Annotated in this window: 19 protein-coding genes, 1 pseudogene and 1 riboswitch; of the genes and pseudogenes, 15 read left to right on the top strand and 5 right to left on the bottom strand. The window is 68.2% G+C overall.

The window, feature by feature from the left end:
* Window positions 1-40 precede the first annotated feature (40 nt).
* From AB0E63_RS22455 to AB0E63_RS22445, 3 genes are all read left to right on the top strand, one after another.
* Window positions 41-823, top strand: a complete 783-nt coding sequence (locus AB0E63_RS22455; RefSeq protein WP_360369312.1) for a hypothetical protein — start codon at window positions 41-43, stop codon at window positions 821-823.
* A gap of 15 nt (window positions 824-838) precedes the next feature.
* Complete coding sequence (locus tag AB0E63_RS22450) at window positions 839-1,987, top strand: hypothetical protein (RefSeq protein WP_360369309.1); 1,149 nt, start codon at window positions 839-841, stop codon at window positions 1,985-1,987.
* A 255-nt stretch (window positions 1,988-2,242) separates the two neighbouring features.
* Window positions 2,243-3,106, top strand: coding sequence for a M48 family metalloprotease (locus AB0E63_RS22445; RefSeq protein WP_360369306.1), 864 nt, complete (start codon window positions 2,243-2,245; stop codon window positions 3,104-3,106).
* Between the two features lie 19 nt (window positions 3,107-3,125).
* On the opposite strand, the gene AB0E63_RS22440 is transcribed toward AB0E63_RS22445, so the two are convergent.
* Complete coding sequence (locus AB0E63_RS22440; protein ID WP_360369303.1) at window positions 3,126-4,229, bottom strand: winged helix DNA-binding domain-containing protein; 1,104 nt, start codon at window positions 4,227-4,229, stop codon at window positions 3,126-3,128.
* Window positions 4,230-4,290: 61 nt separating this feature from the next.
* On the bottom strand, window positions 4,291-4,920 hold the full coding sequence (locus AB0E63_RS22435; protein WP_360369300.1) for an alpha/beta hydrolase: 630 nt from the start codon (window positions 4,918-4,920) through the stop codon (window positions 4,291-4,293).
* A gap of 86 nt (window positions 4,921-5,006) precedes the next feature.
* On the opposite strand from AB0E63_RS22435, the gene AB0E63_RS22430 reads away from it, so the two are divergent.
* On the top strand, window positions 5,007-5,462 hold the full coding sequence (locus tag AB0E63_RS22430; protein ID WP_360369297.1) for an Lrp/AsnC family transcriptional regulator: 456 nt from the start codon (window positions 5,007-5,009) through the stop codon (window positions 5,460-5,462).
* Here AB0E63_RS22430 and AB0E63_RS22425 read toward each other — a convergent pair.
* Both AB0E63_RS22425 and AB0E63_RS22420 read right to left on the bottom strand, forming a co-directional pair.
* Window positions 5,440-6,312, bottom strand: coding sequence for an SDR family oxidoreductase (locus AB0E63_RS22425; protein WP_360369294.1), 873 nt, complete (start codon window positions 6,310-6,312; stop codon window positions 5,440-5,442). The two genes, AB0E63_RS22430 and AB0E63_RS22425, sit on opposite strands and share 23 nt — an antisense overlap.
* On the bottom strand, window positions 6,309-7,763 hold the full coding sequence (locus tag AB0E63_RS22420; RefSeq protein WP_360369291.1) for an NAD(P)/FAD-dependent oxidoreductase: 1,455 nt from the start codon (window positions 7,761-7,763) through the stop codon (window positions 6,309-6,311). Before AB0E63_RS22420 ends, AB0E63_RS22425 begins: the two co-directional genes overlap by 4 nt.
* A 79-nt stretch (window positions 7,764-7,842) precedes the next feature.
* Here AB0E63_RS22420 and AB0E63_RS22415 point away from each other — a divergent pair, with 79 nt between their 5' ends.
* The 8 genes from AB0E63_RS22415 to AB0E63_RS22380 all read left to right on the top strand — a co-directional run bounded on the left by AB0E63_RS22415 (window position 7,843) and on the right by AB0E63_RS22380 (window position 14,643).
* Window positions 7,843-8,430 carry a TetR/AcrR family transcriptional regulator gene (locus AB0E63_RS22415; RefSeq protein WP_360369288.1) on the top strand — a complete coding sequence of 196 codons (588 nt, stop codon included), beginning with the start codon at window positions 7,843-7,845 and terminating at the stop codon, window positions 8,428-8,430.
* A gap of 154 nt (window positions 8,431-8,584) precedes the next feature.
* The gene (locus AB0E63_RS22410) at window positions 8,585-10,051 is read left to right on the top strand and encodes a M4 family metallopeptidase (RefSeq protein ID WP_360369285.1); all 1,467 of its coding nucleotides are present in this window, start codon (window positions 8,585-8,587) and stop codon (window positions 10,049-10,051) included.
* A 159-nt stretch (window positions 10,052-10,210) separates the two neighbouring features.
* On the top strand, window positions 10,211-11,146 hold the full coding sequence (locus AB0E63_RS22405; RefSeq protein ID WP_360369283.1) for an oxidoreductase: 936 nt from the start codon (window positions 10,211-10,213) through the stop codon (window positions 11,144-11,146).
* A 58-nt stretch (window positions 11,147-11,204) separates the two neighbouring features.
* The gene (locus tag AB0E63_RS22400) at window positions 11,205-12,797 is read left to right on the top strand and encodes an alpha/beta fold hydrolase (protein WP_360369280.1); all 1,593 of its coding nucleotides are present in this window, start codon (window positions 11,205-11,207) and stop codon (window positions 12,795-12,797) included.
* 142 nt (window positions 12,798-12,939) lie between these two features.
* On the top strand, window positions 12,940-13,167 hold the full coding sequence (locus AB0E63_RS22395) for a hypothetical protein (RefSeq protein ID WP_360369277.1): 228 nt from the start codon (window positions 12,940-12,942) through the stop codon (window positions 13,165-13,167).
* Window positions 13,168-13,181: 14 nt separating this feature from the next.
* Window positions 13,182-13,403, top strand: a complete 222-nt coding sequence (locus tag AB0E63_RS22390; RefSeq protein ID WP_360369274.1) for a LamG-like jellyroll fold domain-containing protein — start codon at window positions 13,182-13,184, stop codon at window positions 13,401-13,403.
* A gap of 70 nt (window positions 13,404-13,473) precedes the next feature.
* On the top strand, window positions 13,474-14,292 hold the full coding sequence (locus tag AB0E63_RS22385; RefSeq protein WP_360369272.1) for an aldo/keto reductase: 819 nt from the start codon (window positions 13,474-13,476) through the stop codon (window positions 14,290-14,292).
* Between the two features lie 4 nt (window positions 14,293-14,296).
* Window positions 14,297-14,362, top strand: a riboswitch (guanidine-III (ykkC-III) riboswitch).
* 20 nt (window positions 14,363-14,382) lie between these two features.
* Window positions 14,383-14,643 carry a hypothetical protein gene (locus AB0E63_RS22380; RefSeq protein WP_360369269.1) on the top strand — a complete coding sequence of 87 codons (261 nt, stop codon included), beginning with the start codon at window positions 14,383-14,385 and terminating at the stop codon, window positions 14,641-14,643.
* 77 nt (window positions 14,644-14,720) lie between these two features.
* Here AB0E63_RS22380 and AB0E63_RS22375 read toward each other — a convergent pair whose 3' ends face one another.
* Window positions 14,721-15,578 carry a hypothetical protein gene (locus tag AB0E63_RS22375; protein WP_360369266.1) on the bottom strand — a complete coding sequence of 286 codons (858 nt, stop codon included), beginning with the start codon at window positions 15,576-15,578 and terminating at the stop codon, window positions 14,721-14,723.
* Window positions 15,579-15,927: 349 nt separating this feature from the next.
* On the opposite strand from AB0E63_RS22375, the pseudogene AB0E63_RS22370 reads away from it, so the two are divergent.
* The 3 genes and pseudogenes from AB0E63_RS22370 to AB0E63_RS22360 all read left to right on the top strand — a co-directional run.
* Window positions 15,928-16,920 (top strand): annotated as a pseudogene (locus AB0E63_RS22370) (MoxR family ATPase); the annotation flags it as partial.
* Window positions 16,921-16,942: 22 nt separating this feature from the next.
* Window positions 16,943-17,935 (top strand): DUF58 domain-containing protein, encoded by a 993-nt coding sequence (locus AB0E63_RS22365; RefSeq protein WP_360369263.1) that lies wholly within the window; start codon window positions 16,943-16,945, stop codon window positions 17,933-17,935.
* On the top strand, window positions 17,935-18,888 hold the full coding sequence (locus AB0E63_RS22360; RefSeq protein ID WP_360369260.1) for a VWA domain-containing protein: 954 nt from the start codon (window positions 17,935-17,937) through the stop codon (window positions 18,886-18,888). Before AB0E63_RS22365 ends, AB0E63_RS22360 begins: the two co-directional genes overlap by 1 nt.
* Window positions 18,889-18,897: the final 9 nt, after the last annotated feature.

The following is an 18,897-nucleotide window of genomic DNA, read 5'->3' as shown; positions in this document are numbered from 1 at the left end:
TCGCGAGCATCCGGAGACGCCTGACAGTTGGCGTGCCTTGATGAGCGCGGACTACGACTACCCCGAGGAGATGGACGAGCTCCACGGACGTCAACGGCGCCGCGCGAAGAAGAGTTGGCGACGTGACGATCACGCGCAGCGCATGGCGTGGTTGCGTGACCAGCGGCAGGCCGAACCGACGAGCCCTGCGGTCATCGTGGTGCTGGTCGTGGTGTTGGCGATCGTCATCCTCGGACTCGGCGGCGGCCTGCCACGTCTGCTGGGAGGCAAGAGCGACGACGGCGTACCGATCAGCGTGCTCACCCCGGGGCGCCCCGTAGTCCTTCCGACCGCGCCTTCGAACCCTCCGCCTGGTCAGCCCACCGCATCCACCTCGACCACGGAGCTCACCACTCCGCCGCCTCAGACCCAGCGCCCGTCGGCAGAGTCAACGGCGCTGGCCACCGACGTGGTCGGCGCCTGGGCGCGAGCCTTCTACACGCGCGACCCAACGACGGAGACCTATGCGGCCTTGGTAGCGAAGTGCGCCAAGTACATGACGGACGAGGTGGCGTCGAGCTTCACCTCGGCAGGTGACCCGACGTACGAGGCACTCAAGAACGACGGTGGGACGTCGACGGTCATCGCCGCACCAGTCAGTGCCCCACCGGCCAACGCCGAGGCCCCGGTCGACACCCCGGCCCGGATCACGCGGTTCGTGAAAGTCACGATCAATGTCACCGGCAAGCATGCCCAGCGCTTCGACGTACCCCTGCTCGTCACGCTCGTGAGTCAGGACGACCAGTGGAAGGTCAGTGAAGTTTCTGGCGGTACGGGGCCATGACGGTGAGGGACCGCGATGTTCGACGAGCGTGATCTCGGTCGAGGTCTGCTGTCGGTCGCGAGCAGAGGCATGCTCGTCAAGGGTGCAGCAGCACTCGCGGTCATCGGGATCGCAAGCTTGCTGATGCTTGCGCCGTTCGGAGGTTCCACGAAGCCGCAGGCCGCCTGCCTTCCAGGGATACCGGGGCAGGCCGACAATCCGAATCCCAACGGACCGCTTCGTGCCACCCAGATCGCGTTCGCGAAACTCATCGACCAGGTCGCTGTGGAACGCGGCTTGCCGGGTAAGGCGACGCTCATCGCGTTGATGACGGCACTGGTGGAGTCGGATCTGCAGAACCTCACGTACGGCGATGCGGACTCCGTCGGCCTCTTCCAGCAGCGCCCCGGCGCAGGCTGGGGATCGAGAGACGACATCCTGGATCCGCACTACGCCGCCGAGGCGTTCTTCGGCGGCTCCCAGCCGCCCAGCCCGCCTGGCTTGGTGGACATCAACGGGTGGCCGTCGATGGCCCTCGGAGACGCGGCCCAGACCGTACAGGTCTCTGCGTTCCCGGACCGCTACGCGCTGCGCGAGCAGGAGGCACGCGAGATCGCCGCGGCGGCCGGAATCGACCTCACTCGATCCGGCAACCCCTACGCAGGTCGCGCCGGCGCGGCTCCTCCGGGCTCCGCCGACCAAGGTCTTCAGCAGGACGACAACTGTGGAGACAGCGGCGGTGGCCTGGTCGACGGGCAGCCCGTCAACGGAGTCTGGCCCGAACAGCAGGCGACGGTGACTGATCCGAGTGGCACTGGCGGCATGGTCACTCCGCGTACGGCGGCCTGGGTCGCCGAGGCGCGCAAGAATCTCGGCACCCTCAGCATGAGTTGCTGGGATGCACATGTCTGGAACCCCACGAGCGACCATCCCCGAGGCAAAGCCTGCGACGTCATGGTCGGTACCGATGCACGAAAGTCGGCGCCGGCCCGGGCTCGCGGCGATCAGATCGCCAACTGGGCGGTCAAGACCGCAGCGCAAACAGGCGTGCACTACGTGATCTGGTACGGCAAGATCTGGTCCGCCCGCCGCGGCACCTGGATCCCCTACAACGGCGGCGGCGTCTACAACCCCACCGACGCCACCGGCGGCCACTTCGACCACGTCCACGTGTCCGTGTATTGATAATGGACTGCACCCCCATCCACCCGACCTCCACAAGGAGAACACCCAATGACCGGCCCCGGTGACCCCAACGACCAGAACGGGTCCCAGGGGCCTGGGCCAGGCCCAGGGCCAATGCAACCGCCCTTCCCCGGCCCACAGGGCGGCGGCATCCCACCAACCCCAAACTGGGCACAACTCCCAGGCCCCGGCGACCACCAACGCGAGCAAGCAGGTCACAGCCGCGGTCTGCCAGAGCCTTCGGCGTGGACGGCATTGCTGTCGGCGGTGCCGTGGTTCTTCTGGAGCCTGGTTCTGGTCATCTGGATCGCGGGCGCCATCGGGTTCACCTGGGGATGGATCGTGATCGTGCTCTGGATCCTGTCCGGAGCTCTGATCTTCCTACCCTCGACAGAGGAACTGCTGGCGAGGTACCTCTTCCGTTTCCGTAAACCCACACTCGTCGAGCAACAGCGATTGGGCCCGGCGTGGCAGCAGCTTCTCCGCCGCGCAGGCGTGCCCGCGGGCCGATTCACCCTCTGGATCCAAGAGTCGGACGGGGTCAGCGCCACTCCGCCCCCTGGCCATACGGTCGCAGTGACGAGATGGGCGCTCTACACCCTCCCCCCGCAGCATCTGGAGGCCGCCCTGGCTCACGAGCTGAGTCATCACCTGGGAGGCCGGGCATGGTTGAGCCTCATCAGTTTCTGGTACTCGATCCCGGCCCGCTGCGGGTTGATCGGAGTGAGAGCTGTCGCTCGACTGATGAGGCGAGTACCGGCGCTCGGTTGCATCATCGGCGCGTTCCTCGTCATGGCCTATGCGGGCATCACCCTTGCGGCCTTCACCTTCGGCCACGGCTACATCTGGCCGGTCCTGTTCCTGACTCCGTTCGTCGCCCCGCCGTTCCTTGCCTGGCTGAACCGCTGGCAGGTCAAGGAGGCCGATCGGAAGGCGGCGATGCTGGGGTACGGCGCGACCCTTGTCCAAGTCTTGTACGGCTGGCAGATGCAGCATCAGCAAATGCTTGGTCGGGAGACCAGCCGCCGCGCCCAGGTGATGTCAAGCACGCCCTCCCTGATCGAACGCGTGCACACCCTCGAGCAGGCGGCAGGAATTCCGCCTCAGGCTTGGGGCTGACTTCTGCCCTGCCTGCTGGTTAACCCTCGGTGTACTCGATCTCGTGGGTGGCGTTTGGGCTGGTGAAGGCCAGGAGATTGTGAGCTTCGGATTCGATGGCGGTGTGGGCGCCTCGCGTGAGTTTGACGAAGGGCGCGATCTCCAGAGCGGCCTTGTCCTTGGTGTTTTTGGTTTGTTTCCAGAGGGCTAGGGCTTGGCCGTTGTGGAGGATTGAGCCTTTGGTGAGGACTTCTTGGAGGGTTAGGCGTTGGCGGGTGGCGGTGTCGATCCAGCGGGTTCGGTCGGCGTGGGAGAGGAGGAGGTTGTCGTATTCGGGGAGGAAGCGGGTGGGGACCTCGGTGTCTTCGGCGGGGAGGGTGATGTCGGGGAGGTCGTAGAGGGGTCGGCCGGATTCGAGGTCGGTGTAGGTGCGGAGGTCCAGGCGCTCGAAGACTTCGGTGAGGCGGGTCAGGCCGGACCAGTTCTGGGCGTCGGCTACTGAGGCGGGGCCGTACGCGGCCAGGTAGCGCAGGACGAGGGTGTCGACCGAGGGGTCAGGGTCGACGGGGGAGTCGAGCCAGAGATCGGCGGTGGACATGGCGGGGTTGCCGCCCTTGCCCCAGATGCCGCGGGGTGGGGTCTGGATCGTGGGGAGCAGGCAGCGTACGGCGTGGGCCAGCGCGGCGGGCTCGCGGTCGGGCCAGAGTGGGGCGAGGTGCTCGCGGAGCTGGACGGCGGTCGCCGGGCCCTCGGTCATGCGGTCGATGCCGGCCTGGAGCACGGAGTCGATGTCGAGACCCTCGAGACGGTGCCGCCCGTACGTCATGTTCTGGAACACCTCGCGCTCGAGCCGCGGCTGGATCAGCGGGCGGAACGCGAGGAAGTCGCGGCTCGACATCAGGTGGATCGTTGCCCGCATCATCGAACCGCGGACCACCTCACGCTCCTCCAGCAGCTTGACGAGCTCGGCGGGCTGGAATCCGTTCAGCCGCGTCCACAGCCCGACGTACGGCGCGAGCGGCGACTGGGCCTGCATACCGACAAGGTGCTCGATCGCTTCGAACGCGGTCGCGTCGTGGCGCTCGATCAGCCACTGGCGGTGCAGCGTGGCGCGGTTCAGGGCCTGCAGACTCAACTTCGTCATGGCTGATCCTCTCGTGGGTGCGGATCCAACGCTAGGAGACGAAGCGGTCAGGTTCCGTCCGCTATCGGGTACGACGGTCTGCCGCGAGTGATCGCGGTGGGGTCGCGCGGGGGTGGCCAAGGCCGGCGAGGAAGCTGGTGAGGAGGTCTTGACCGGCCGGCCAGAGACCGAGGTCGCTGTCGGAGTTGAGATGGCCTTGGCGGCCGGCGCTGATCAGGGGTACGTCCCAGCCGATGGCCAGGCGGTTGGCGGCGTCGACCGTGCAGTACGGGTCGTCCTCGCTGACGATCAGTACGGCGGGGACGTGCAACTCAGCGGCCTCGAACGGGATGAAGGTGTCGAGAAGCGGGATCGGGAACGTGGGTGCGAGTGGGTCCGGTGGTGCCACCAGGAAGACTCCTCGCACTGTGGGCGAGGGCGATGTGGTGAGCCAGTGTGTGGCAGCGAGGCAGCCGAGGCTGTGCGTGATCAGGACGACGTCATCGTCCGCGGGATTACGCCGCTGACCTGACGAACGCGCAGCGGGGTGATGTACGGCGTGGTCGATCGCGGTGGTCCAGTCGTCCCGGTCCGGGTCGGTCCAGGACGCCGGCGTGATGCGGGCGGCGTTGGGGAGCCAGCTCGACTCCCAGGCGGACTGCCAGTGGTGGTGGTCGGAGCCATCGAGGCCGGGGACGATGATGAAGCGCATGAGACAGCTCCCAGTGAGTGATGAGTGCTGCCATCATGGGGCTGATCATCGGGACGGAAGTGTGCGAGCTGATGGATTGAAGGCAGATGAGCGAAGCGAACACGAATTCATTGGATTCCATCGATCGGGAGATCCTCGCGATCCTGCAGGCCGATGGGCGATTGAGTGGCGCCGAGATCGGCCGCAAGGTGAACTTGTCCCAGCCGGCGGTGTCGGCGCGGATTCAGCGGCTCGAGCGGTCCGGGGTGATCACTGGATATCGGGCTGTGGTCGATCCGGCGCGGGTCGGACTGAACATCCACGCGGTGGTGCGGGTGCGGACGACGCATGCGCGGATTCCGGCGGCGCTCGAACTGTTCGCCGGCCTCCCCGAGGTGACCGCGACGTACCGGCTGACTGGTGAGGACTGCTTCCTGCTCGACGTCCACACGTCCGATGCGGGCCGGTTGGAGCAAGTGGTTGATGCGATCGGGCGGCTTGGGGTGGTCAGTACGTCGCTCGTGCTGCGGGACTACCCGGTTAAGCCTCTCGCGAGTGAGTGAAGGTGGCGACGCGGTCGGTGTAGGCGGCGCGTGCGGTGGCGTCGGCGGTGAGGCCGCGGTCGTCGCCTGCCAGGCGACGACCGAGTGTCATGAGCGACGACGGGGTCAGGCCGTCGAGTACCTTCCAGGCAGCCAGCCAGCGGGGTACGGCGACCTCCGCCTGGCGCGTGTGGCAGGTGCGGAGGATGGCGGCGGCCACGTCGGCGGCGTCGACGGTGGGGAGGAGACCGCCGAGGCGGACGCCGGAGGAGAGTGAGGTGCGGACGGCGCTCGGCAGTACGGCGCTGACCGTGACGCCGGTGCCGCGGAGTTCTCGGCGTACGGCGGCTGTCAGTCCGACGGCGGCGTACTTCGACGCGTTGTAGACGGCCATCCCGGGGAACGGGATCTTGCCGGCCATCGAGGCGAGGTTGACCACGTGACCGTTGCCCTGGGCAATCATGTGGGGGAGGACGAGGCGCAGGCCGTGGATCAGGCCCCAGAGGTTGACGTCGAGGGTGGTGCGGCTGAGCTCGTCGGGTTCCTCGAGGAAATGGCCGAGGGGCATGACGCCCGCGTTGTTGACCAGGATGTCGATGCGGCCGGTGTCAGCAATCACATTGTCAACAATCCTCGCGAAGGAGTCGTGCGAGGTGACGTCGAGCGGCCAGGGCCCAGAGATGCTGCCGGCGATGGCCGAGCCGCGGGGCTGAGGGGAGGCATCGGGAGCGCCTGGGGGCAGGGTCGTATCCAGGTCGCCGGTGTAGACGGTGGCGCCGGCGGTGGCGAAAGCTTGTGCGGTGGCCAGGCCGATGCCTCGGGCTCCGCCGGTGATGAGGACGACGGAGTGGGACAGGTCCATGGGCTTCATCGGGCGACCTTCAAGGGTGCGGAGATGGTGTAGGCCGCTGGGTCGAAGTGGCCGACTCGGGTTCGCAAGTGATGGGTGGACCACGGCCAACTGAAGCTGTTACGCCCGTTCGCATCGTGGTAGTAGCTGGCGCATCCACCGGTCTCGTAGACCGTTCCACGCAAGGCCGTCTGGACCGAGGCAACGAACGACGCCTGCGCCGACGGACGTACGTCGAGACTCGACCACCCGCGAGACAACAGCGCCGACACCGCGCCCACCACGTGATCCAACTGCGACTCGAGGATCATGAAGGCGGACGTGTGGCCCGTACCGAGGTTCGGCCCCAGGAGGTTGAAGAAGTTCGGGAAGCCCGCCACCGCCGTACCCAGGTAGGCCTGTGGACTGCCCTGCCAGTGATCGGCCAGACTGCGGCCGCCCTCGTCGTGCACCCGTGTCGCCACCGGGAGATCGAGGATCTTGAACCCGGTGCCGAGGACAACCACATCCGCCTCGACCCGCGTCCCGTCGGCACCGACCACGGTCCGCCCATCGAAGGACGCCACCGCTGTCGAATGGACCGAAACGTTGCTCTGGGCAAGTGCCGGGTAGTACGTGTTCGACATCAGTATTCGCTTGCAACCAAGCGTGTACGACGGCCTCAAAGCTTCCCGCAACGATGCCGAAGGCACCGAACGCCGAAGATGCAGAAGCCCGATCTGCTGGACCGCTCGCATGATCCACGGGTGCCGGAAGCCGAGGCCGAGTGCCTCCATCCCCAAATACTCAAGCCGGCGAAGGAGGCGCTGAGCGGACGGGAGGCGGCGGAAGAGCCACCGTTCGGCAGCCGGGACGGAGTGGGCGGGTTTCGGGAGCACCCACTGCGCGGTCCGCTGGAAGAGCTGCAACGACGCCACGATCGGCTGGATCGCCGGCACGAACTGCACCGCTGAAGCGCCCGTACCGATGACGGCAACGCGCTTGCCGGTCAGATCCACCGAATGATCCCAGCGCGACGAGTGGAAGACCGGTCCGTCGAAGGTGCCTGGGATAGCGGGAATCAGTGGTTCGTGCCACGGACCGGTCGCAGTGATCAGTACCCGTGCTTCGATCGAGCCGTCGGTGGTCTCGACCGACCAGAGTTGGCGCACCGGATCCCAGTCCGCCCGCCGCATCTCGACACCACAGCGCAGGTGTAGCAGAACGCCGTACCGCCGCGCGGTCTCCGCGAGATAGGTCTGGATCTCCGCTTGGCCGGCGAAGGCCCGGGACCACGACGGATTCGGCGCGAACGAGTACGAGTAGAGCGCCGACGGTACGTCGCAAGCGCACCCGGGATACGTGTTGTCCCGCCAGGTCCCACCGAGTGCCGGCGACTTCTCCAGCACCGCGAAATCGGTGATCCCCGCCTGCAACAGGCGGATCGCCGCCCCGATCCCCGACGCTCCAGCGCCGACCACGACCACGTCCATGGACACCTCCGTGAAGTCAGAAACCGACGGTATCCGAATACTAAAAGAATGCCAATACCCAAAGCATTAGAGTCGGAGCATGCCGAGGATGACGCGCGCCGAGAGCCAGGCGCGGACCCGCGAGACGCTGGTGGCGACCGCGACCGAGCTGTTCCTGCGCGACGGCTACGCCGCCACGAGCCTGGAGAAGGTGGCCGACGAGGCCGGCTATTCCAAGGGCGCCGTCTACTCGAACTTCCGGAATAAGGACGAGCTCTGCCTGGCCGTGGTCGACGCGATCCGGGCCGACCAGGCGCACCGGATGGCGGTCGCGCTGGAAGGCGCCAAGACCCTCGAGGCGATGCTGCAGGCGTTCCAGCGCTGGGCCGACGCGACCATCGGTGACGTTGCTTGGACGGTGTTCGAGGTCGAGTTCGCGACCCGTGCCCGCCAGGACGACGGCGTACGGCGGGAGCTCGCCGAGCGCAACGCGCAGATCCGGGACGCCGTCACGGCGCTCCTCGAGCAGCACGCGAAGGAGTTCGGCATCACGCTCCCGATGCCGGCGGCGGACTGTGCGACGGCCCTGCTCAGCCTGGGAGTCGGTCTGGGAGTTCAGCGGGCGATCGACCCGGATGTCGGTGTCGCCGTCCTCCCAAGCGTGATCCGGTTGCTCGCCGGGGGATGACCCGGCGACGACAGGGGATGACAGGGTTTTCCCTTGCGACCGCGAAATGACGCGGAATACCGCGCACTTCCGCTTCCCCCGACGGTCAACCCGAACTAGTGTCTCGACGGATCGTAGTTGTTGCGTTACGCAACACGAACGTGGGAGGGAACGTATGACGAAACGCCGTAAGGCGGTCGTGGCCGTCACCGCCGGACTGGCCACCATCTCGCTCGGGTTGTCCTTCACCAGCGCCGCGGGGGCCGCGCCGGAGGCCGCGGCAGCCAACCCGGGCGGACTCAAGCTGATCAAGACCAAGACGTCGCTGCTCGGCAAGCACTACTGGTATCAGCAGACCTTCAAGGGCCTGCCTGTGATCAACGGGTACTACGCCAAGCACGTGACGAAGGCCGGCGGAGTACAGGTCGCCGACGGACGGGACGCCGTACCGGCGAACCTGGACGTGAGCGCGGCGGTGCAGCCGGCGACCGCGACCCAGACCGCCAACGCCGTGGTCAGCGCCAAGGCGCAGCGGGCCCGGATCGGCGCACCGAACAAGACCATCGCGCCGGCGCCGGCCGCGACCAGCGGCGCGGCCCAGCTCGCCGTGATCGGCGGCCCGAACGCCCGCCTGGTGTGGAACGTGACCAGCAGGTCGGCCGAAGGTGTGAGCCGGTCACTGGTCGACGCGAAGACCGGCAGCATGGTCGAGTCGAAGGTGATCAGCGACAACATCGACGGTCGCGGCTCGGTGTTCGACCCGAACCCGGTGGTCAGCGAGCGGAACGAGAAGCTGACCGACATGAACGACGCGAACCAGGACGCGTTGTTCGTCGCGCAGAAGAACGTCGTACTGCGCAACCTGGACGGCTCCGGCCGGCTCAACGGCACCTTCGTCAACATCGCCAAGGGCAACGGTGGACTCGCCAAGAGCGACAACAACACGTTCATCTACCAACGCGCGAACAACAAGTTCGAGCAGGTGATGGCGTACTACCAGACGAACCAGGCGCAGGAGTACATCCAGCAGCTGGGCTTCACCGACGCGAACAACGAGTCGCAGGACTTCTCCATCGACACGATCCGCGACGACAACTCGTTCTACGACCCGTCGACGGACATGATCACCATGGGCGACGGTGGCGTCGACGACGCCGAGGACGCCGAGGTGATCTGGCACGAGTACGGTCACGCGATCCAGGACGACATCGTTCCGGGCTTCGGCGAGACGCTCGAGGCGGGGTCGATCGGTGAAGGCTTCGGCGACTACTGGGCCGTCACGATGTCGGTGCCGGTGAGCAGGGGCTTCGAGCTGCCGTGCGTGATGGACTGGGACGCGACGTCGTACACGTCCACCGAGCCGCACTGCCTGCGTCGCACCGACGGCAACAAGACGACCGACGACATCGTCGGCGAGGTGCACGACGACGGTGAGATCTGGTCGCGCGCGTTGTGGGACATCCACCAGTCCCTCGGCCGGACCAAGGCCAACAAGGTGATCCTCGAGGCGACCTTCTTCTACGACCCGGACACCTCCTTCGCCGCCGCGGCGCAGGACACCGTCCAGGCCGCCCGCCTGCTCTACGGCAAGGCCGCCGCGCAGCAGGTCACCAACGCCTTCACGGCACGCAAGATTCTCTGACGGCAGCACCAGGTTGTGCGCCCACGACTACTGGGGGCGCATGACTGTATTGATGCCGCGCCTCCGGAGCGGCGGGTCATGGGGCTTTAACTCCCGGCCTTCCCTCGTCGCTCCGGTCGCTGCGCTCCCTGCGCTCCTCAGTCCAGGCCGGGAGGCCCCATGACCTGGAGTACGGCCGACATCCCCGACCTGACCGGACGACGGGCGCTCGTGACGGGCGCCACCAGCGGACTCGGTTACGAGACCGCGCTCGAGTTGCTCAGACGTGGCGCCGACGTACTGATCGCCGCGCGCAACCCGCGGAAGGCTGAGCAGGCCTCTCGACAACTCGCCCAAGCCGCAGGCCGGGAGCCGGTCGTCGTCGAGCTGGATCTGGCCGATCTGACGAGTGTCGAGAAGGCCGCCGACGCGGTCACCAAGACCTACGACAAGCTCGATCTGCTGGTCAACAACGCCGGCGTGATGGCGACGCCGTACCGGCAGACCGTGGACGGGTTCGAGCTGCAGATCGGCACCAACCACCTCGGTCACTTCGCACTCACCGGGCGCCTGCTCGGGTTGTTGCTGAAGGCACCGGACCCACGCGTGGTCACGGTCAGTTCCTTTATGCACAAGACGGTTCGCGGGATCACGCAGGAGGACTTCCGGCCCCCGGCGAGCGGCTACCGGAAGTGGGATGCGTACGGGAAGTCCAAGCTCGCCAACCTCCTCTTCATGCTCGAGCTCGACCGCCGCGCGCGTGCGGCCGGCGTCAGTCTGCTCAGCGCCGGAGCGCACCCCGGCTACGCCTCCACCCACCTGCAGGCCGCCGGCCCGGAGCTGGCCGGGCAGGAGTACATGGCGCGGCTGATGGGCATCGGGAACCGGCTGTTCGCGCAGTCCGCGGCCGCCGGCGCCTGGCCGAGTCTCTACGCCGCGACGAAGCCCGATCTGCAGCCTGGCTCGTACGCCGGTCCTGGCTTCTTCGAGTACCGCGGCGCCCCGAAGCTCGTGCCTCCCACCCGGACAGCGCAGGACCCCGAGCTCGCCAAGCGGCTCTGGGGGTGGTCGATCGAGGCGACCGGCGTCAATCCGACACTCACTGTGCCGAGGTAGTGACACAGCGGTAGCTTTGTGGTTACCCTCCGGTAATTCCCAAGCCGGAGGTCATGCCGTGCGCAGACTCGCAGCCGCCCTCGCTGTCGCTCTCACCCTGGTCACCGTCGCCTCCCGTGCGGAAGCCGACCAGACCGCGCCCGGCTTCAGTACGTCGTACCAGCGCATCCCCGGCGCCGGTGGAACGGAGCTCGGCGCCGTCGTCCTGACACCGACCGGGCAGGGCGACGGGCCGTTCCCGCTCGTGGTGATGCCGTCGAGTTGGGGTGTGCCGAACGTCGAGTACGTCGGTCAGGGCACGAAGCTGGCGACCGCCGGGTTCCAGGTGATCTCGTACTCGAGTCGCGGCTTCTGGGACTCCGGCGGCGGCATCGACATCGCCGGCCCGCCGACCGTTGCCGACGTCAGCAAGGTGATCGACTGGGCCGCCGCGCACACCCCGGCCGACACCAGCCGGGTCGCCGCGGTCGGGATCTCGTACGGCGCCGGTACGTCGCTGCTCGCGAGCGCGCAGGATCCACGGATCAAGGCGGTCGGCGCGATGAGCGGCTGGGCCGATCTGATCGGGTCGCTCAATCCCAACCGGACGGTCGCTCTGCAGTCCGTCGCCGGCCTGCTTGCCCTCGGCAACATCACCGGCCGGCCCGGTCCGGAAATGTCGTCACTGCAAACCAAGTTCGTCACGGGGGACTTCGACGGTGCGATCGCTGAAGCCGAGCAGCTGTCGCCGCAACGGTCGGCCGCGACGATGGTCGACCAGATCAACGCGAAGAAGCCGGCAGTATTCCTGGCCAATGCCTTCGAGGACTCGATCTTCCCGCCCTCGCAGTACACGGACTTCTTCACCCGGCTGACCGGCCCGAAGCGGTTGCTACTCGCGCACGGCGATCACGCCACGCCTGAGGTGACCGGCGCGATCGGCTTGCCCAACGAGACCTGGGACGAGCTCGCGGCCTGGTTGCGGCACTACCTGACGGGCGCGGACAACGGCGCCGATGCGGAAGCACCGGTCCAGCTGAAGTCGCAACGTGGCGTCTGGCGCGACTACCCGGACTGGGCCGCGGTCGGCCAGCCGCGTACGTCGTACTTGACGAAGCCGACCGGATTGACGCGGACCGGCAGCCTGCAACCGCAGTCGTCGACCGGGTGGACGAGCGGGATCGCGGCCGGCGTACCGACCATCGCGGACAGTGGTGTGGCGCTGGTTTCCGGTGCGCTGCAAGGGTTGCTGTCGATTCCGACCGGGGTCGTCACGCCGTTGGTGGATCGGTCGTTCGCCGGTGTCTGGTCCGGCCCGGTCTACACCAGTGGCGCTGTCGTCAACGGGACTCCGACGCTCCATGTCACGGTGAAGCCGTCGGGTTCGAACACCTCGCTGTTCGCCTACCTGTGCGACGTCGACGCGCTCGGAGTCGGCTCGTTGATCTCGCACAAACCGTTGACGCTCCGGGACGCGACACCCGGCAAGGCGGTGCCGATCGACGTCAGACTCGAGGCGACGAGTTGGGAGGTGCCGGCCGGCCATCACCTGGTCCTCGTGGTGGACACGGTGGACCCGCGGTACCTCGGGCGCAGCGTGATCGGCACCTCGGTCACGTTCAGCTCGCCGACCGGTGACCCGTCCTGGATCAGCATCCCGGTGGCGACATGATCCTGAGCCGCCGAGGCAGACCGGCGACTTCAGCCGGGTTCGCGTACGAGATGACCCCCGACTCGGCGACGCTCACCCGCCGGTACGTCGAGAACCAGCGCGACGTACTCAAGTCCGCCAACCAGTGCGCCCGGCACACCAGGTGCCGACGGGCATCCATTTCTGCCCGCTCGACGGGACCGGGGAAGATGTCGTAGGCAACAACGATGCGACACTCATCGGCGGATCAACCTTTGCCGAAGGCAAGAACGGCCAAGGCCTCGCCCTGAACGGATCCGGGCAGTTCGCCGACACCGGTGCGGCACTGCTCGACACCAGCGGCAACTACTCCGCCAGCGTGAGCCGAACCCGGATCAGTGGTACCAGCTGACCGGCGTCCGTGACGTGGTCGAGGGTGAGCTGCGGCTGTACGTGGACGGGCAACTCGTCGCCGTCAAGAGCGCCTGCAGCCTGGACTCGACCTCGACCGGCAACACCGTGATCGGCCGGGCCAAGTTCGGCGGCAACCAGGTGGACATCCTGGACGGGACGGTCGACCAGGTGCACGTGTACGACCGCGCGCTGACGGCTGCGGAGGTGCGCACGCTGTACGACTCCGGCCGCTAGTCCGTTTCAGGATGCGAACTCGTCGCAAACCCCCGATGCTGGTAACTACTGCCGACCAGCGGAGGTGACGATGCCCGCGCCAAGCTACGCGCTCGCGCCGCACGCGACGATCGGCTTCCGGCCACCGCGCTTCGGTCTCGGTGGCTCGCATCTCGGCGAGCCACCAGGGCCGGCCGGCGACGCCACCGCGGTCGCCACCGTGGACGCGGCGTACCAGGCCGGCATCCGGTTCTTCGACACCTCACCGGCGTACGGCGAGTCCGAACGACGACTGGGTACGGCGCTGCAGCGGCGGCCCCGGGGTGAGTTCCTGGTGTCCACGAAGGTGGTCGGGGACGACGCCCGTACGTCGGTGCGGAAGAGCAGTGAGCGGCTCGGGCTCGCCGTCGACCTGGTGCTTGCCGACGACGAAGCGGCGTACCCGGCACTGGACGAGTTGCGGCGCGCCGGTGTGATCAAGGCGATCGGAGCCGCGGCGGGGGACTGGCGGCAGCTCGATCGGCTGGTGCGCGACGTGGAGTTGGACTGCGTGCTCCTGGCCGGGCAGTACTCGTTGCTCGACCAGTCCGCGGCGCCGCTGTTGGATCGCTGCCTGGCTCGCGGGGTGTCGGTGATCGTGTCGGGCGTACTGACGCCGCAGGTGCTGCAGGTGGAGAAGTCCAGCGACCCGACGGCGATCCACGCGCGCCGGATCTCCGCCGTCTGCGAGCGGTACGGCGTCTCCCTGCCGCAGGCCGCGCTGGCCTTTCCCAGCAGGCATTCCGCGGTCACGTCGGTGCTGATCGCGGCCTCGAGTCCGGCCGAGATCCGGGCCGACGCGGCACTGGTCCGGCAGCCCGTGCCGGCCCAGTTGTGGCGGGATGACGAGTTGTTGCGTTTGCTATCGTGAGGGCAGGATTTCGCGCTCTGCGGATCCCTGGACGAGTGGCGTCGTACCCGGTCTGACAAGACGACGCCCAGCCCCCGGAGGGGCACTCCGATGCATGCACTCGATGTTCTCGAGATCGCCGGCGCGGTCACCATCCTGATCGCGTTCGCGGCGGCCCAGGCGGGCCGACTCCGTCAGCGCACTCTGACTTATCAGCTGCTGAACCTCGGCGGCTCCGGCGTCCTCGCCGCGATCGCCGCGGCGGAGTCGTCGTGGGGCTTCCTGCTGCTCGAAGGCAGCTGGGCCGTCATCAGCCTGATCGCCCTGCTCAACCTGATCCGCCGCGACGAACCGACCGCCCGACCGAGCTAAACGCTAGAACCGGTCGGCGTGGGCGGGGCGGGGCGGGTGGCCGGCGCCGGCCGGGTCAGGTCGTGGAGCCGGGCGGACTAGAACTTGTCGCCCGGGTCCCCTGGCGTGCCTGGCGAGCTGGGTATGCCGGTCGGGATCCCGGTGGTCGGGCCGGTCGACGGCGTCAGGCTCGGCGTCGTGCCGTTGGTCGGCGAGCCGGTGCCCGGCGGCGGGGTCGTCGGGGTGATCGTCACCGTCACGGTGCCGGTCGGCGTCGGGATCACCGGCTGGGGCTCCAGCGGCGCGGCATGCCGGAACAGCAGCCACGCAAGGAACACGGCCAGCGCCATGATCAACGCCATCGTCAGCAGCGCCAGGACCAGCGCCCACCGCGACGCCGGGCGCAGCGCGTTCGGCCACGGCAGCGGCCAGATCCGGAACAGGCCCGGCCGGCGCCGGCTCTCCCAGTAATGCCGGAAGTCGGGACCGCGCAACCGGCCGACGTGCGGGACGCGATCCATCAGAACCGCGGACAACACCTCTTCACCGCGCCGCTCCGCGATCAGGTGCTCGTCCGACGCAGCGCTCGACCCGTCGTCGGCCCGGATCGGTCCGACGGCCACCCACAGTGCCAGGTCGTCATCGTCCGCGTCGTTGTGCGCCAGTACGGCGTCTTCCGGCAGTTCGTCGACCGCGTTCACGAACCGCTCCCGGGCGGCCGCGTCGTCCGCGGAACCCTCGGTCATCATCGCGACGACCGCGTCACGGCCGGTCTCGTCACTGGCCGTGTACAGGTAACCGGCCGCGTTCGCCCCGAGCCGCCCGCGGAGCCAGAATTCGCCGACTCGCGGCGGATCCTCCGGCTGGAGCGGTAGCGACTCCGGAATCACCCGCGCAGGCGCGTCCGCCGGCGCATCGGCCGGCCGCACCTCGGTGTGTGATTCCGTCGCAGTCATCACCCCCAATCCCACCACATCCCTGGTAGCACTGTCGCCACAAGCCTGCACTCACCTCCCGCCCAGGTGTGCCGATTTGCCCAGGCGGGGAGGATGAAGACGGGTCCTAGGGTGTGTCTCGTGCTCCCCTGCGTGCTGCGCGGCGCTCGGCGGGCACCTCGGCGGGCACCTGCTCGCGACTGCAGGGGAGCACGAGACACACCCTGGTGGGCCACGCGCCCGGGGGACCCGGGGATCTGATGGAATGACCGGTGTTGCGTGAAGTGGGGAATGACAAGGTCCGAGCGTGGACCCCGGAAGGACAGGCATGACCGAAACCACTGTGCCGGCTGGATCGGTGGCCCAGCAGTCCCGTCTGATCGGCGAAGCCATCAGCGAGGTCAAGCGGGTGATCGTCGGCCAGGAGCACATGGTCGAGACCTTGATGGTCTCGCTGCTGGCCAAGGGTCACTGTCTGCTCGAAGGTGTTCCGGGTGTCGCCAAGACGCTCGCCGTCCGTACCTTCGCCAGCGTGGTCGGCGGGACGTTCGCCCGGATCCAGTTCACCCCTGACCTGGTCCCGTCCGACATCGTCGGTACCCGGATCTACCGGCAGACCCGGGAGACGTTCGACATCGAGCTCGGCCCGACGTTCGTGAACTTCGTCCTGGCCGACGAGGTGAACCGGGCCCCGGCCAAGGTGCAGTCGGCGATGCTGGAGCTGATGGCCGAGCGGCAGGTGTCGATCGGCGGCCAGACCTTCCCGATGCCGAAGCCGTTCATCGTGATCGCCACCCAGAACCCGATCGAGTCCGAGGGCGTCTATCCGCTGCCGGAGGCACAGCGGGACCGGTTCCTGGTCAAGATCGACGTGCCGCACCCGCGCGGGCACGAGGAGTTCGAGATCCTCCGCCGGATGAGCGTCGACCCGCCGGAGCCGCGGCAGGTGCTCAAGCCGGAGACGATCCTGGAGCTGCAGCGCTCCGCCGAGCAGGTCTTCGTCCACAACCTCGTCGCGGAGTACGCCGTCCGCCTGGTGATGGCCACCCGGACGCCGTCAGACTTCCACCTGCCCGACCTCGAGCCGATCATCGAGCTCGGCGTCAGCCCGCGCGCCACCCTCGGCATGATCGCGGCCGGCCGCGCGCTCGCGCTGATCCACGGCCGGGACTACCTGCTGCCGAGCGACGTACAGACGGTCGCGCTGGACGTGATGGGTCACCGGCTCGGCCTCACCTTCGACGCGGTCGCCGACAACATCGACCCGCGGGCCGTGATCGAGCGCATCCTGGCCACCGTCCCCCCGCCGCAGCCGGTCTGGCGCGACGGCGCCGACGGCACCGGCCGCCCGGAGTTCGTCTAGTGCTCCGGGCCGGGGAGCACTAATGCCCAACCGACCAGACCCGCGGGCTGCGATGACGATCTCGCAGCTCGCACCCGAACGTGCGCTCCGGCGGCTCGAGCTGACCGTCGTACGGCGCCTCGAGGGGTATCTGCACGGGGAGCACCTGGGCCTGCTGCCGGGTCCGGGCACCGAGCTGGCCGAGGCCCGCGAGTACCAGGTCGGCGACGACGTACGGCGGATGGACTGGGCGGTCACCGCCCGGACCACCATTCCGCACGTCCGGGACCTGATCGCGGACCGTGAGCTCGAGACCTGGGCCCTGGTGGACCTGTCCGGCTCGATGGACTTCGGTACGTCGCAGATGGAGAAGCGGGAGCTGGCAGTGGCGGCCGTTGCCACCGTCGGCTTCCTGACGCACCGGTTGGGTGACCGGTTCGGTGGGTTGATGCTGCGTGACTCGGCGCTGCGGCGCTGGCCGGCGCGGTCCGGGCGGCTCGCGCTCTACGGTCTCCTCCGGGCGCTGCTGGCCGAGCAGTTCAGCGGTGACGAGGAGGCCCGTCGCAGCGACCTGGCCGCCGCGCTGGAGTCGATGGCGCGGACGCAGCGCAAGCGTGGACTCCGGGTCATCGTGTCCGACTTTCTCACCCCCGAGGACGGCGAGGTCGACAGTCGGCTCGAGCCGTCCTGGGAGCGCGCGATGCGCAAGCTCACCGCGCAGCACCAGGTCCTCGCGGTGGAGGTTGTCGACCCGCGCGAGCTGGAACTCCCCAATATCGGCGTCGTCACGATCGGTGACCCCGAGACCGGCCAGGTGCGGGAGATCGACACCCGCCGGCGCAAGATCCGGGAGGCGTTCGGAGTGGCCGCGCTCGCGCAGCGGGAACGAACCCGGGCCGCCCTGCGTAGGGTAGGTGCGGGGCACCTCGTGTTGCGGACCGACCGTGACTGGGTCGCCGACACGGTGCGGTTCGTCCTCGCCTACCGGCGAGTGGCGCCCCGCTTGCACCAACCGCCGAAGGGAGTGGCTCGCTGATGGAGTTCCTGTCTCCGGCCAGGTTGTGGTTCCTGCTCATCATCCCGGTCGTCGTCGCGGCGTACATCTTCCTGCAGCACCGGCGGGCGCAGTACGCGCTCCGGTTCACCAACATCGCGCTGCTGGACCGGGTCGCGCCGCGCCGGCCGCAGTGGCGGCGGCACCTGGCGGTGACGCTGGCGCTGCTGGCCGCGCTCTCATGCATCGTGGCGTTCGCGCAGCCGAAGGACGAGGTCAAGGTGCCGCGCGAGCGGGCCACCATCGTGGTCGCGATCGACGTGTCGCTGTCGATGATGGCCACCGACATCGAGCCGAACCGGCTGGAAGCGGCGAAGGACTCGGCCAAGGAGTTCATCAACCAGCTGCCGGCCAAGTTCAACGTTGCCCTGGTCAACTTCGCTGGTACGGCGTCCATCATCGTGCCGCCGACCACCGACCGGGCCACCGTGCTGCGCTCGGTGGACGGGCTCGAGCTGGCCGAGTCGACCGCGACCGGTGAGGGCATCTTCACGTCGCTGCAGGCGCTCACCCAGGTCCCGCCCGACCCGGCGCACCCGAACGACCCGGCCCCGGCGCGGATCGTGCTGCTGTCCGACGGCAAGCGAACGGTGGGCCGGACCGCGCAGGAAGGCGCGCAGGCGGCGAAGGCGAAGAACACGCCGATCTACACGATCTGCTTCGGCACCGACTCCGGCTTCATCGAGATGGACGGCATCCGCCAGCGGGTGCCACCGGACCGGGCCGAGCTGCGCAGCATCGCCGAGACCACCGGCGGCGAGGCCTACACGGCCGAGTCCGCGGGCGAGCTGAAGGACGTGTACAAGGACATCGGCTCCTCGGTCGGCTACGACAAGGTCGACAAGGAAGTCACCTCACGGTTCGCCGGGATCGCGATGCTCTTCACGCTGGCCGCCGCCGGCGCCTGCATCGCCCTCGCCTCCCGCTTCCCGTAAGTCCGCGTT

This window comes from Kribbella sp. NPDC026596 (genome assembly GCF_040638415.1).
Taxonomy (GTDB): Bacteria; Actinomycetota; Actinomycetes; order Propionibacteriales; family Kribbellaceae; genus Kribbella.
This window is presented reverse-complemented; position numbering and strand designations above follow the sequence as displayed.

Coding starts and splice junctions, on each gene's coding strand:
- AB0E63_RS22455 (WP_360369312.1), top strand. CDS start 41: ATGAGCGCGGACTACGACTACCCCGAGGAGATGGACGAGCTCCACGGA.
- AB0E63_RS22450 (WP_360369309.1), top strand. CDS start 839: ATGTTCGACGAGCGTGATCTCGGTCGAGGTCTGCTGTCGGTCGCGAGC.
- AB0E63_RS22440 (WP_360369303.1), bottom strand. CDS start 4,229: ATGACGAAGTTGAGTCTGCAGGCCCTGAACCGCGCCACGCTGCACCGC.
- AB0E63_RS22435 (WP_360369300.1), bottom strand. CDS start 4,920: ATGCGCTTCATCATCGTCCCCGGCCTCGATGGCTCCGACCACCACCAC.
- AB0E63_RS22430 (WP_360369297.1), top strand. CDS start 5,007: ATGAGCGAAGCGAACACGAATTCATTGGATTCCATCGATCGGGAGATC.
- AB0E63_RS22425 (WP_360369294.1), bottom strand. CDS start 6,312: ATGAAGCCCATGGACCTGTCCCACTCCGTCGTCCTCATCACCGGCGGA.
- AB0E63_RS22420 (WP_360369291.1), bottom strand. CDS start 7,763: ATGGACGTGGTCGTGGTCGGCGCTGGAGCGTCGGGGATCGGGGCGGCG.
- AB0E63_RS22415 (WP_360369288.1), top strand. CDS start 7,843: ATGCCGAGGATGACGCGCGCCGAGAGCCAGGCGCGGACCCGCGAGACG.
- AB0E63_RS22410 (WP_360369285.1), top strand. CDS start 8,585: ATGACGAAACGCCGTAAGGCGGTCGTGGCCGTCACCGCCGGACTGGCC.
- AB0E63_RS22405 (WP_360369283.1), top strand. CDS start 10,211: ATGACCTGGAGTACGGCCGACATCCCCGACCTGACCGGACGACGGGCG.
- AB0E63_RS22385 (WP_360369272.1), top strand. CDS start 13,474: ATGCCCGCGCCAAGCTACGCGCTCGCGCCGCACGCGACGATCGGCTTC.
- AB0E63_RS22380 (WP_360369269.1), top strand. CDS start 14,383: ATGCATGCACTCGATGTTCTCGAGATCGCCGGCGCGGTCACCATCCTG.
- AB0E63_RS22375 (WP_360369266.1), bottom strand. CDS start 15,578: ATGACTGCGACGGAATCACACACCGAGGTGCGGCCGGCCGATGCGCCG.
- AB0E63_RS22365 (WP_360369263.1), top strand. CDS start 16,943: ATGCCCAACCGACCAGACCCGCGGGCTGCGATGACGATCTCGCAGCTC.
- AB0E63_RS22360 (WP_360369260.1), top strand. CDS start 17,935: ATGGAGTTCCTGTCTCCGGCCAGGTTGTGGTTCCTGCTCATCATCCCG.